A 13214-nucleotide genomic window follows, 5' to 3' on the forward strand; every position below is an offset into this window, starting at 1 on the left:
GGCAGCGGGGGCGGACCGACAGGGCCTACGTCGTCGGGACGGGTTAGCGGGTGGGATATGCCCCTCGTCGCGCCGGCCCGGACCCGGCAGCCGATCGACGATCGGCCTGCCGTTCCGGAGGCTCAGGCCATCTGTTCGCGCAGACTGCGGGGCCGCATGTCCGTCCACACCTGCTGAATGCGCTCCAGGCACTCCTGCTTCGAGCCAGCTGTTCCTTCGGCACGCCATCCCAACGGAAGATCCCGGTCCGCCCACCAGATCGAGTACTGCTCCTCATCGTTGAGCACCACGCGGTACACACCCTCGTCGGTCATTGTTCCTCCCGCTGTCGACACGACCATGGCGAAGTCGAGCGTGTCGCAGCCACTCCGCCTGGGGAAGGGACGAACACGCAGCAAAATCTGCACCTGTGCCCTGCGGGTCCTTCCCTGTTCTCCGCACCCGCGAGCCGCGCATGCTCAACACCTCGGCATGAACACAGCCAGCGGAGGTGTACCCGTGGACAGCGTCGGAGAGGTGTCGTTCGCGCAGGAGCGGCTCTGGTTCCTCGATCAGCTGCGGCCCGGAACGCCGGACTACCTGCTGCCGCTCGCGCTGCGTATCCGTGGACCGCTTGACGTCACCGCCCTCACCACGGCACTACAGGCGATCGTGGATCGCCACGACGTGTTGCGCACCCGCTACGTTGCGGTCGACGGCCGGCCGGTGGCCCACGTCGACCCGTACGTCACGGTCACCATCGCGCACACGACGGATCACCGGGTCCTGGAGCGAGAGCTCGCCCGCCCCATCGACATCGCCCGGGATCTGCCGTTCCGGCTCTCGCTGGCCCGTCTCGGCGACGACCACCTTCTGGTCTTCGTCGTTCACCACATCGCCTTCGACGGCTGGTCCTGGGGGGTGCTCGCCCGTGAGCTGGCCGCCGGCTACGCCGGTCGAACCACCGAGGTCAGCGGCCTGCCCGCACAGTACGCCGACTTTGCCCGCCGGCAACGCGAGCGGTTCACCGACGAGCGCAGCCGCCGTCAGCTCGACTACTGGCGGGCTCAACTCGCCGGTGTGCCCGCCATCGAACTGCCCACCGACCGGCGGCGGCCCCGGACCTGGGACGGCGCCGGCGACGTCGTCCGTGTCAACCTGCCCGCGACCCTGCTGCGAGAGGTCGACGCGGTGGCCCGTAGCCGTCGGGTCACCCGCTTCATGGTCCTGCTCGCTGCCTTCCAGATCGTGCTCGCGCGTGCCAGCGGTCAAACCGACTTCGCCATCGGCACGCCGGTCGCCGGGCGGACCCGCGTCGCGGACGAGGACCTGATCGGTCTCTTCGCCAACTCGGTCGTGCTGCGCGCCGACCTGGCCGGCGCACCCACTTTCGAGGAGCTGCTGACCCGCGTCCGGGACAACGCGCTCGGCGCGTTCTCCCATGCCGACACCCCGTTCGAGCGCATTGTCACGGAGCTTGCTCCGGAGCGGGATCTGTCCCGCAACCCGATCTTCCAGGTGTCGTTCAGCCTGCTCGACGTGCGGGCTCCGATGTCGCTTCCCGGGCTGGACGTCGAAGTGGTGGAGCCGCCACTGACGGGTTCCCCGTTCGACCTCTTCCTCGACGTCAACGTGCGGCCGGACGGTACGGCGACAGCACGGCTGCAATACGCGACCGCGTTGTTCGACCACGCCCGGGTGGAACGGCTCGCCGGGGGTTTCGCCGACCTGCTGCGGGCCGTCGTCGCCGAGCCGGCAACCAGCGTCAGTGAACTGGCCGCGCGCCTGGAATTGGGCCCGCGCGGGGAGCGCGACCGTCTGCTGTACGGCTGGAACCGCACCGCCGCGGACTTTCCCGACCAGACAGTTGATCGGTTGGTTTCTGCGCAGGTGCGGGCCACGCCGGATGCCGTGGCGGTGTGGACGACCACCGAGGAGATCACCTACGCCGAACTGGACATGAGGGTCAACCGGCTCGCGCACCACCTGCGCGCGCTGGGCGTCCGGCCCGGCTCGCTCGTCGCCGTCCTGCTCGACCGCGGTCCCGACCTGCTCATCGCACTCCTCGCCGTGCTCCGGGCCGGAGGCGCCTACGTACCGGTCGATCCCGAATACCCGGACGCCCGGATCGCCTTCATCGTGGCCGACTCCGCCGCGGCGGTCGTGATCACCCGGTCCGCTTTCGTCGACCGGGTTGGTGACACCGGTGGACAGCACGTACTGGTGGACCGGGACCGGGCCGTGGTGGCAGCCCGGCCCTCTGCTGCCGTACCTGCCACGGCCACCGGCGAGCAACTGGCCTACCTGATCTACACGTCCGGCTCCACCGGGACCCCCAAGGGGGTCATGGTCCACCATCGGGCGCTGACCAACTTCGTCACCTCGATCGTGCGGCGGCCCGGGCTCACGGCCGACCAGTCAGTCGTCGCGCTCACCACGATCTCGTTCGATCCGTCGCTACTGGAGTTGTACGTACCGCTGCTCGTCGGGGCGACGGTCGTCCTCGCCAATACCGAACAGGCCCGCGACCCGCAGCGGCTCACCGATCTGGTGGCGCTCACCCGCCCCGCAGTGCTGCAGGCGACCCCGGCGATGCTGCGGGCGCTGCTCGAGGTTGGGTGGGTTCCCCCGGCCACGATCACCGTGCTGTCCGGGGGCGAGAAGCTGCCGACGGAGCTGGCCCGGCGGCTCGCCGCTGAAGGGGCTCCGGTGTGGGACCTGTACGGCCCGACGGAGACCACCGTATGGGTGACCTCGGCTCGCCTCGACCCAACCGGCGCGGTGGTGGACTGGTCGCCGCAGGCCAACTGCACGGTCCACCTGCTCGACCGGTACGCCGAGCCGGTGCCCATTGGCACGGTCGGTGAGCTGTACGTCGGTGGTAGTTGCGTCGCGCTCGGCTACCGGGGTCAGCCCGCGCTGACCGCCGAGCGGTACGTGCCCGACCCCTACTCCACCACGCCCGGCGGGCGCCTGTACCGAACCGGCGACCTGGCCCGCCGTAGCCAGGACGGCTCGGTGGAGATCCTCGGACGTGCCGATCGGCAGGTCAAGATTCGTGGCCATCGCATGGAACCCAGCGAGATCGAGGCGGCACTGCTCGGCCACGACGACATTCGTGCGGTCGCCGTCCACCCCACCGCCACCCCCGCCGGGGAACAGCAGCTGACCGCCTACCTCGTCGCCAGGGCGAACACCGCACCGCCGGTTGAGGAGCTGCGGGCGTTCCTGCTGCGGACCTTGCCCGACTACATGCTCCCAGCGGCGTACGTGCCGATGGAGGCTCTTCCGTTGACGCCGAACAGCAAGGTCGACTACGCGGCACTGCCGGAACCGGCGACTCGGGTCGCGGTAGCGCGAGTGGCCCCGCGTACCGCCGAGGAACGCATCGTGGCCGACATCTGGCGGGAGGTTCTGGGGACCGGCGCCACCATCGACAGGGACGACAACTTCTTCGAGATCGGCGGGCACTCGTTGCTCGCCACCCGGGTCGCGGTGCGCCTCCGCGCCCAGTTGGGTGTCGACGTTCCGGTGCGGGGCCTGTTCGACCACAGTACGGTCGCCAGCCTCGCCGCTGCGCTCCCTGATTATCCGCGAATCTCCCAGCGCACCACGATGCCCACGCTGACCCCCCGGCGTCGTCATAAGACGCGTTGAAAGGACCTGTCATGACAATCACCGTAGATTCGACAACCGTGCTGGAGGCGACCACGCCGTTCGCCGCCTTCGAAAGTCTGGAGTCAGAGGTACGGTCGTACTGCCGAAAATTCCCTGCGGTGTTCCATCGTGCTCGCGGCGCGGAGCTCTACAGCGAGGACGGCAAACGGTTCATTGACTTCTTCGCCGGTGCCGGCACTCTCAACTACGGCCACAACAACCCCTTTATCAAACGTCGCCTGCTCGACTATCTGAACAGCGACGGTGTCGTCCACGGCTTGGATATGTACACCGTGGCGAAGCGGGAGTTCCTCACCGCGTTCAACGAGACCGTGCTGCAGCCCCGGGGCCTCGACTTCAAGGTGCAGTTCTGCGGCCCGACCGGCACCGATGCGGTGGAGGCCGCGCTCAAGCTCGCGCGCAAGGCGACCGGCCGGAGCGGGGTGATCGCGTTCAGCGGCGCGTACCACGGCATGTCTCGGGGATCGTTGGCGGTCACCGGCAGTCGCCGTGCCCGACGTGCCGGTGGAATCGGCGGCGGAGATGTCACCTTCGTGCCCTATGAGGATGGACCGCAGGGTCCGTTCGACTCGATAGCACTCATCGAGCGCATGCTCGACGATCCATCTTCCGGTATGGAGATACCCGCCGCGGTGATCGTCGAGCCGATGCAGATGGAAGGCGGGGTCTACCCGGCCTCCGCGGACTGGCTGCGGCGGCTGCGCACCCTCACCGAGCAACACGGGATTCTGCTGGTCGTCGACGAGATCCAGGCTGGCTGCGGGCGCACCGGCACCTTCTTCTGTTTTGAGCAGTCCGGCGTCGTGCCGGACGTGGTCACGGTGTCCAAGTCCATCGGTGGCTACGGCCTACCCCTGTCGATGTCGCTCTTCCGGCGCGAGCTGGACGTGTGGGAGCCCGGGGAACACACCGGCACCTTCCGCGGCAACCAGCTCGCCTTCGTCGCCGCCACCGCCGCCTGTGAGCTCTGGGGTGATCCGAAGTTTCGCACCGACATCGCGGTTGCCTCCCGGCGGTTGGAGCGCTTCCGGGCCGAGCTGACCAGCGTTGACGCCGGACTGGTCGTGCGGGGCCGAGGCATGGCCCTCGGCATCGACCTCGGACGGGTCGGCGGCCCAGATCGCGCCGAACGCCTCCAGCGCTACGCCTTTGACCATGGCGTAATCGTCGAGCGGTGCGGGCGCCACGACGAGGTCATCAAGGTGCTGCCGCCGATAGCGATCGACATCGTCCGTCTCGACCGAGGGCTCGAGGTGCTCCGGGACGGGCTGCTCGCGGTCTGACCAGCAGCCGGAAGTCAGCCCGACCCCACCGGCCCGGACACGGAAGAGAGCCCGTCATGGCGAACCGACGCCATCTGATCTCCATCGATGACCTCACCGACACCGACCTGCGCGAGATCGTCCGGCGCGGCACCGAGTTCGCCGCCGGTGCCGCCGAGGACGCCCGATCCCTGGCCGACCTGGTCGTGGGCGTGTTGTTCCGGAAGACCTCCACCCGTACCCGGACCGCCTTCTCCGCCGGCTCGCTGCGCCTGGGTGCCCGATTGATCACCTACGGTCCGGGGGATCTACAGGAAAACACCGGCGAGACGGCCGAGGACACCGCCGCGGTGCTGTCCCGGATGATCGATGTGCTGGTCGCCCGGACCGCGGGGCCCGAGGAGGAACTGCGCGCCTACGCGAAGCAACACCGGATGGCGGTGGTCAACGCGATGAGCGCGGCCGAGCATCCCACCCAGGCCCTCGCCGACCTCACCACCCTGGCCCGGCACTTCGGCCAGGTCGAGGGTCTGCGCGTGCTGTATCTGGGCGAGGGCAACAACACCGCCGCCGCGCTGGCGCTCGCGCTCGCCCGCTACGCCGACACCCAGTTGCACCTCCGTACCCCGCCCGGTTACGGGGTGCACCCGAGCGTGCTCGAACGGGCGCAGGTCACCGCCAAACGCAGCGGGGCACTGGTCGAACAACGGCACGACCCCACCGACCTGCCGTCGGTGGACGTCGTCTATACCACCCGCTGGCAGACCACCGGTACCACCAAGCCAACCCCGGACTGGCGGCGGGAATTCACCCCGTACCAGGTGGACGAGGCCCTGATGGCGGCCTGCCCGGGCGCGGTCTTCATGCACGACCTGCCGGCACACCGGGGCGAGGAGGTCACCGCCGCGGTACTCGACGGTCCCACGAGCATCACCTTCGCCCAGGCCGAGAACAAGTATCACAGTGCGCGCGCCGTCCTGGAGTGGTGCACCGGGAACACGCCGAACTGGCGGATCGCGGGAGGTTGAGATGTCCGAGCACGTCGAGTTACCCGTCGGGGGGTGGCGGCTGTGGAGCCAGTTCGCGCTACGGGGGCCGGGATTTCCCGCTGCCGGAGTGCTGGCGTTGGCCCCCGCCGGCCTGGCTGAGCACGCCGACACGTTCGACGCCGGCACCGTCCCCTCCGGGGCGGAATGGGCGGCGTTCGAACGGGACTTCGACGAGGCGATGGTAGCGACCGCGCAGGAGCTACAGCGGATCGCCGCGCTGCCGATGTTCCGGGCGGCCCTGGCCTGGCAGAACCGGCAGTTGCTGGACTCCGGCATCACCCCCTTCCTCGCCTGGACGCCGAGCGCCGCGGGCCGGACCAGCATGCCGCGGCAGCGCGAGGAACTCGTCGCCCACTACTGGCAGCGGTTCTGCGTCAAGAACGACACCATCGGCTTCTTCGGCCCGGTGGGCTGGGGACGGTGGGATCTCTCGACCCGTGGAATCGTGGTTGAACCCGGCACCGGGCTCGTCGACGCTGCACGGGTCTACTTCTCCAGTTGGGCGATCGACCACGTAGCCCGCGCGATCGAGACAGACTCCGCCGTACGGCCGTGGGTCCCACCCCGCAGGCTGTCGTTCGTACGCCGCGTCGGTCACACCGTCACCATGCCAGGCCGCCCCCCTCAGCAGATCCTCCGCTTCCACGGTGACGTTCTGGACCGGTGTGACGGGGTGCGCACTGCCGCCGAGATCGCGGAGCTGTTGACCGTGCCGGTGTCGGCCATCGAGGAGGCACTGACCGAGCTGCTCCGGCGCCGCTGGATCGTACGGCGGCTCGAGGTGCCGACCAGCGCCCACCCGGAGCGATGGCTGCGCTCGGCGGTGGAGCGGGTCACCGACGACCCGGTTCGTGCCCGCGCCCTCGCGAAGCTCGCCGTCGTCGAACGCGCCCGGGACCGGGTACACGCGGCCGGAATGGACGCCGACGCGCTGGCTGGTGCGCTCGCCGATCTGGAGACCGATTTCGCCACGGTGACCGAGCAGGCCGCCACCAGGGCGAAGGGCGCCCGCGTCGCACCGTGCCGATCACTGCTGTACGGGGATGCCCGTCGTTCGGCGACCGCGACGATCGGCGCCGCGATCCGGGACGAGCTGACCCCGCTCGGGCTCTTCCTCACCGCTGCCCGTTGGATGACCAACCGGTTCGCCGACCGGGTCGGTGCCCGAATCCGCGCAGCCTACGAGCGGCTGCGTGACGAACACGGCAGTGTTGATCTCGGTGCGCTCTGGTTCGCCTGCCTGCCGGTGCCGCACCCGGAGTCCGCGGCCGACGTCGCGGCGGTGCAGGCCGAACTCCGTGCACGGTGGGCCGAGCTCGTCGACGCGCCGGCCGGGACCCGACGGGTGCAGCTTCGTTCCGCCGACATCGCCGGTCGGGTGTACGAGCTGTTCGCCGAGCCCGGAAATGGCTGGAACATCGCCCGCTATGTCAGCCCGGACCTGCTGGTGTGCGCCGAGGACCCGGAGGCGGTCGACCGCGGCGAGTTCGAACTGGTGCTGGGCGAGCTCCACGTCGCGATGAACACTGTCGGCGCCTCCCTGTTCGTCATGCAGCACCCGGACGTCGACTCGCTGTTGGCCGAAACCAGCCGGGACTTTCCCGGTCCGCGCCTGATGCCGATGCTGCCCAAGGAACAACCGCCGCGCTGGTCGGCCCGGAGCCGGCCGGCCCTGGTGCGGCCCGAGGACTACGTCGTGGCACTGGTGGACCACACGGGCGACCCGAGCCGTCCCCGCAACGTCCTGGCTGCGGACATCCGAGTCGAGGAGCACGCCGGTCGCCTGGTTCTGGTACTGCCCGACGGTGCGGAGTTCGACGTTCTCGACGTTTTCGGCAACGCGCTGACCAACCGGGTGATGGACCGGTTCACACTGCGTGGCGACTCCCCGCACGCGCCGCGGATCACCATCGATCGGACCGTCGTCGCCCGCGAGTCCTGGCGCGTTCCGGCCGCTGACGTGCGGTTCGCCCACGAAAAGAGTGAGGCCCGTAGATTTGTCCACGCTCGGGGGTGGCGGGCGGAGCTGGGGCTGCCCCGGTTCGTGTTTGTGGTGATGCCGACCGAGCCACGGCCGTTCTACGTTGACTTCGACAGCCCCGTGTACGTGAACATCCTCGCCAAGGCCATCCGTCGGCTTGGCCGCAAGGATCCCGAGGCCCGGTTCACCGTCACCGAGATGCTACCCACCCCCGAGCAGGCCTGGCTCACCGACGACGCCGGCGACCGCTACACCGCTGAGCTCCGGTTCGTCGCCGTCGACCAGACGGTGTCGGCGACCGAAACGACGCCGGCGACCGAAACGGTGTCGGCCACGGATGCGGTGGCCGCCACGGTCGGGGGTAGCCGGTGACCACGTTCCTCGACCAGCTGGTGGCCCAGGGCCGACACCGCCCCGCCGCACCCGCGATCGTCACCCCGGACACGGTCGTCACCTACGGCGAACTCGTCGCTCGTGTCGACCGGCTCGCCCGGGTGCTGGTCGCCCGGGGGGTCGGCCCGGAACAGGTGTGCGCGATCGCGGTCGACCGTGGACCGGAGGCCGTCATCGCCATGGCTGCCGCCCTGCGAGCTGGTGCGGCCTTCCTCACCCTCGACGTCGAGCTGCCCGGCCCCCGGCTGGCGACCATGATCCGCAGTGGGCAGGCTCGGTGCCTGGTCACCACGTCGGCGTTGGCCGGGCAGCTCGACCTGGCGTTCGGCGGCCTCCGGGTGCACACCGACGAACCGGACCCCGGTGCGGCGGTCCGCCTGCCGCCCATAGCCACGCGGTCGCTGGCCTATGTCAGCCACACCTCCGGGTCCACCGGTACGCCCAACGCGGTGCTGGTGGAGCACCGTGGGTTGGACAACTATCTGAGGTGCGTCGTACGCGACTACGACCTCGGTACGGAGACGGTCGTCCTGCAGCTCGCCCCGCTCGGTTACGACGCCTCGATCCGCGACACGTTCGCTCCGCTCATGGCCGGCAGTCAACTGGTGCTGGTCGCCCGCTCGGCGCTCCTGCGTGTCGACGAGTTCATCGCGACCGTACGGGACTTCGGAGTGGACACCATCCTCAGCGCCACGCCCACCTTTCTCACCTTCGGCTTCGGCCACGACGTGCCGTCGCTACGGCTGACCGTGTCGAGTGGTGAATCCCTACGGCCGTTCCTGACCGCCGGGGGCCGGGAGCGGTTGCGTGGCCGGTTGGTCAACCAGTACGGCCCGACCGAGGCCACGATGACCTCAACCCGTTTTGTGGTGCCCCCTGACCCGGACACCACGATGGACCTTGTCGGCACGCCGATCGAGGGAGTGACCGTCTATGTGCTCGACGATGATCTGAACCCGGTGCCGGCTGGTGCCGTTGGTCAGATGTGGGTTGGTGGGATCGGTGTCACCCGGGGCTACGGTGGCCGCCCGGATCTCACCGCCGAGAGGTTCGTGCCCGACCCGTTCAACGGTCCCGGCAACCGCATGTACCGCACCGGAGACCTGGCCCGTCTCCGTGGCGGCGTCCTCGAATATCTGGGCCGGGTGGACCGGCAGATCAAAATTCGCGGCTACCGGGTGGATCCGGCCGAGATCGAGGGTGCGCTGCTCAACCACCCCGCGGTCGATGGTGCGGCGGTAACGGCGGCCACCGATGACCGTGGCCGGGTGTTCCTGGTCGCCCACGTCGTCGGTGAACTGGCCGAGGTGACCGACGCGGCGCTCCGTGCGGGTCTGGCGGCGACGCTGCCGCCGTACATGCTGCCCCGCAGGTTCACCCGGATCGCACGCCTGCCGACCACGGCCAGTGGCAAGGTCGATCACCGCGCACTGACAGCGGGACCGTGATGACCACCATCGGGAGCGCCACGCGGTCCGGGTTGGGGATTGCCGACGTACGGGTGGCGGCGGAGCGGATTTCCGGGCTGGTGCGGCATACCCCGTTGCTGGCACTCGGTTCGAACCTGCTGGTCAAGGGCGAGCATCGCCAGCACGGTGGGTCGTTCAAGCTGCGTGGTGCGGCGAATGCGATGGTGGTGTTGCGGCCGGCCGCGGTGGTCACCGGATCGTCGGGCAATCACGGTATCGCCGTCGCCACGATCGGCGCTGCGTGCGATGTCCCGGTGACCGTGGTCATGGCCGCCGGCACCAGCGAGGCCAAGGCGCGGGCGATCCGTGCTCGAGGTGCCCGGGTGGTGCACATCGAGGGCGGCGTGGCGGAGCGGGAGCGGCGGGCGCGGTCGATCGCGGACCGGACCGGCGCGGTGTACCTGCCCTCATCTGATCATGAGCTTGTGGTGGCCGGAGCCGGCACCGTCGGCCTTGAGGTGGCCGAGGACGCCCCCGACGTCACCACGATCTTCGTCCCGACCGGCGGAGGTGGACTCCTGGCCGGGGTGTGTCTGGCCGTTGACGCGTTCGACCACCCGGTGCGGGTGGTCGGCGTGGAGCCGGTACACACCCGCCGCTACGCGATCTCCATCGCCGCGGGTGGACCGGTCGAGCTGCCGCCGTCGTCCACGATCGCCGATGGATTACGTGGCCAGCGGCCGGGGGCCGTGCCACTGCCGATCATTCGCCGTCGAGTAGACGAGTTGATTGGCGTGACCGACGACGCCATCGTCCATGCGCTGGGCGCGTTGCGGGCGGCCGGAGTCGCCGCTGAGCCGAGTGGGGCGGTCGCGCTGGCCGGAGCGATGCAGGCTGGGTGTGGTGGTCACGCGGTGGCGGTGGTGTCGGGCGGCAACACATCCGAGGTGCTGTCCGCGGCGCCGCGGACATTCGATGAGAGGAAGCACAATGACGATGACCATCGACGCGGCTGAACTTATCGTATCGATTTACCGGGAGACGCTGCATGACGAGACGCTTGACGCGAACAGTGACTTCTTCGAGGCCGGTGGTGATTCGTTGACCGCCTTCCAGATCACCGCGCGACTCCAGGCGACGCTGGACATCGAGGTTCCCGTCGCGCTCGTGTTCGCCTACCCGTCGCCGGCCGACCTCGCCGAGGTCGTCGCCGCTGACTTCTAGGAGCGACGACTGTGGACGACACATCGGTACCCCTCGGCGGGAACTGGCGGCTCTGGTCCCAGTTCGCGCTCCGTGGTCCGGGCTTCCCGGCCTCCGGCGTGTTACGCCTCGCACCGGCCGGGTTGGGGGAGGCCGCCGACACGTTCAGTGCGGACGAGGCGTTGTCCGGCGCGGCCTGGACGGCCTTCGAGGAGCTCTACGCGGACGCGGCGGTGGCCACCGCGTCCGAGCTGCAGCGAGTCGCGGCGCTGCCGGCGTTCCAAACCGCGGTGGCCTGGCAGAATCGGCCCCTGCTCCGCTCGGGCATCGCACCGTTCCTGGCCTGGACGCCGAGCGCGGCGGGCCGGACCAGCATGCCGCGGCAGCGCGAGGAACTCGTCGCCCACTACTGGCAGCGGTTCTGCGTCAAGAACGACACCATCGGCTTCTTCGGCCCGGTGGGCTGGGGACACTGGGACAAATCCACCTCGGGGATCGCCGTGACCTCGGGCGTGGGACTCGTCGAGTCGTCCGAGGTGTACTTCGCCAGCTGGGCGGTTGACGCGGTGGCCCGACTGGTCAACGCGGACCCCGAGCTGCGGCCGTGGATCGCCCCCCGGCTGGTGCCGTTCGTACGGGTCAACCACAACTCGGTGCTCGTGCCCGGGCGTCCGCCGCAGGTGCTGCCGCCGGAGCTGATCGAACTGCTGTCCCGCTGCGACGGGGTTCGACCGGCCCGTGAGGTCGGCCCGGCCGAGCAACTGGAGGAACTGGTACGCCGTCGCATCGTTCTGTGGCGACTGGACGTCCCGGCGGACGCGCGTCCCGAGAAGTGGATGCGGCACTGGCTGGAGTCGGTCGGCGCACCCGGTGGTCGGGCGGCGGAGCTGTTGGAGGTACTCGTACACGGGCGTTCCCGGGTAGCGGCCGCGGCCGGACCCGAGGAGCTGAAGGCGGCCCTGACCGACCTGGAGTCCCAGTTCGTGACGTTGACCGACGAGACCGCCGTCCGGGAGAAGAACGCCAAAACCGCGCCGTGCCGGACGCTGGTCTACTCCGACGCCCGGCGATCCGCGCGGGTGCGGCTCGGCGCTGACCTGCTCGACGCGTTGGCGCCGCTCAATCTCCTACTGACCGCGGGTCGGTGGCTCACGTCGACCGTCGCCGAGCGGGTGATGGCGCGGGTGCGGGAGGTGTTCGACGGCCCGACGGATCTGGCGACATTCTGGTTCGCGTGTATGCCGGTACTGCATGGTGAGGCCGCGGGAATCGCCGTCCAGGTCCAGGAGGAGTTCCGGCGTCGGTGGCGGTCGGTGCTGCCGCCGCTGACCGGTTCCCGGGTCCAGGTCGACGCCGCGGAGATCGCGGGAGCGGTACGAGAGGCCTTCGCCGCGGCGGACGGAGGCTGGACGGCTGCCCGGTATCTCAGCCCCGACGTGTTGGTGTCTCCCGGGGGAGAACTAGTCCTGGGCGAGCTACACGTGGCGACCAACACGCTGGGCGCCTCGCTGTTTGTCAACCAGCATCCGGAGCCGGAGTCGCTGCTGGCGCAGACCGCGCGGGACCACCCGGAACCGAGGCTGCTGCCGTTGTTGCCCAAGGAACACCGAGCGAGGTTGTCGGCGCGGATTCGACACACGCTGGTGCGGCCGGAGGACTACTACGTGGCGTTGGTCGACCAGACCGCGGATCCGGCGCGGCCCCGGACGGTACGGAGCGCGGACGTCACGGTGCGTGCGCAGGGCAACCGCCTGGTGGCGGTCCTGCCCGACGGCGCCGAGTTCGGCATTGTGGACGTCTTCTCCCACGTGCTGACGACGCTGGTGATGGATATGTTCCGCCTGATACCAGAGGCCGACCACACTCCCCGGGTGACGATGGACCGGATGGTGGTGGCACGGGAGTCCTGGCGCTTCCCGACGGCGGCGCTGCCGTTCATCGAGGAGAAGAGCGAGGCGAGACGGTTCGTACGGGCCCGACGGTGGCGCGAGCAGGCCGAGCTTCCCCGCTTCGTCTTCGTCGTGTCGCCGACGGAACCGCGGCCGTTCTTCGTCGACTTCGACTCTCCCGTGTACGTGAACATCCTGGCCAAGTCAGCACGACGGCTGCACCGCCAGGGCGACCCGGAGGCACGGCTGGTGATCACGGAGATGCTGCCGACACCAGAGCAAACCTGGTTGCTGGACGACCAGGGCGAGCGCTACACGGCCGAGCTGAGGTTCGTGGCGGTGGACAACTCCTGAGCCCACCGCCGCGTCCG

At 69.6% G+C, this 13214-nt stretch carries 9 protein-coding genes; 8 read left to right on the top strand and 1 reads right to left on the bottom strand.

What is annotated here, in order from left to right:
- Nucleotides 1-122: 122 nt before the first annotated feature.
- A complete protein-coding gene (locus H0524_RS14090) occupies nucleotides 123-314 on the bottom strand; it encodes an MbtH family NRPS accessory protein (protein WP_018726420.1) in 192 nt (63 codons plus the stop codon).
- 184 nt (nucleotides 315-498) lie between these two features.
- Here H0524_RS14090 and H0524_RS14095 point away from each other — a divergent pair, with 184 nt between their 5' ends.
- The 8 genes from H0524_RS14095 to H0524_RS14130 are packed head-to-tail and all read left to right on the top strand — an operon-like array spanning nucleotide 499 to nucleotide 13197.
- Nucleotides 499-3636 carry a non-ribosomal peptide synthetase gene (locus H0524_RS14095; RefSeq protein ID WP_180199035.1) on the top strand — a complete coding sequence of 1046 codons (3138 nt, stop codon included), beginning with the start codon at nucleotides 499-501 and terminating at the stop codon, nucleotides 3634-3636.
- An 11-nt stretch (nucleotides 3637-3647) separates the two neighbouring features.
- Entirely contained in the window at nucleotides 3648-4940 is a 1293-nt protein-coding gene (gene ectB, locus H0524_RS14100; RefSeq protein WP_180199036.1) for a diaminobutyrate--2-oxoglutarate transaminase, read from the top strand.
- Between the two features lie 56 nt (nucleotides 4941-4996).
- Entirely contained in the window at nucleotides 4997-5947 is a 951-nt protein-coding gene (locus H0524_RS14105) for an ornithine carbamoyltransferase (RefSeq protein WP_180199037.1), read from the top strand.
- 1 nt (nucleotide 5948) lies between these two features.
- The gene (locus H0524_RS14110) at nucleotides 5949-8321 is read left to right on the top strand and encodes a lantibiotic dehydratase (RefSeq protein ID WP_180199038.1); all 2373 of its coding nucleotides are present in this window, start codon (nucleotides 5949-5951) and stop codon (nucleotides 8319-8321) included.
- Nucleotides 8318-9790: an amino acid adenylation domain-containing protein gene (locus tag H0524_RS14115; RefSeq protein WP_180199039.1), complete on the top strand. Its 1473-nt coding sequence runs from the start codon at nucleotides 8318-8320 to the stop codon at nucleotides 9788-9790. Before H0524_RS14110 ends, H0524_RS14115 begins: the two co-directional genes overlap by 4 nt.
- Nucleotides 9790-10767, top strand: coding sequence for a threonine/serine dehydratase (locus H0524_RS14120; RefSeq protein ID WP_180199040.1), 978 nt, complete (start codon nucleotides 9790-9792; stop codon nucleotides 10765-10767). Before H0524_RS14115 ends, H0524_RS14120 begins: the two co-directional genes overlap by 1 nt.
- Nucleotides 10748-10975 carry a phosphopantetheine-binding protein gene (locus H0524_RS14125; protein ID WP_018726427.1) on the top strand — a complete coding sequence of 76 codons (228 nt, stop codon included), beginning with the start codon at nucleotides 10748-10750 and terminating at the stop codon, nucleotides 10973-10975. The genes H0524_RS14120 and H0524_RS14125 overlap by 20 nt, the downstream gene beginning before the upstream one ends.
- Before the next feature lie 11 nt (nucleotides 10976-10986).
- Entirely contained in the window at nucleotides 10987-13197 is a 2211-nt protein-coding gene (locus H0524_RS14130) for a lantibiotic dehydratase (protein ID WP_180199041.1), read from the top strand.
- Nucleotides 13198-13214: the final 17 nt, after the last annotated feature.

Source organism: Salinispora sp. H7-4 (assembly GCF_013416675.1).
Taxonomy (GTDB): domain Bacteria; phylum Actinomycetota; class Actinomycetes; order Mycobacteriales; family Micromonosporaceae; genus Micromonospora; species Micromonospora vitiensis.

Excerpts from the sequence above, each read along its gene's own strand:
- H0524_RS14105 (WP_180199037.1), top strand. The coding sequence starts at position 4,997 with ATGGCGAACCGACGCCATCTGATCTCCATCGATGACCTCACCGACACC.
- H0524_RS14125 (WP_018726427.1), top strand. The coding sequence starts at position 10,748 with ATGACCATCGACGCGGCTGAACTTATCGTATCGATTTACCGGGAGACG.
- H0524_RS14090 (WP_018726420.1), bottom strand. The coding sequence starts at position 314 with ATGACCGACGAGGGTGTGTACCGCGTGGTGCTCAACGATGAGGAGCAG.
- ectB (WP_180199036.1), top strand. The coding sequence starts at position 3,648 with ATGACAATCACCGTAGATTCGACAACCGTGCTGGAGGCGACCACGCCG.
- H0524_RS14110 (WP_180199038.1), top strand. The coding sequence starts at position 5,949 with ATGTCCGAGCACGTCGAGTTACCCGTCGGGGGGTGGCGGCTGTGGAGC.
- H0524_RS14120 (WP_180199040.1), top strand. The coding sequence starts at position 9,790 with ATGACCACCATCGGGAGCGCCACGCGGTCCGGGTTGGGGATTGCCGAC.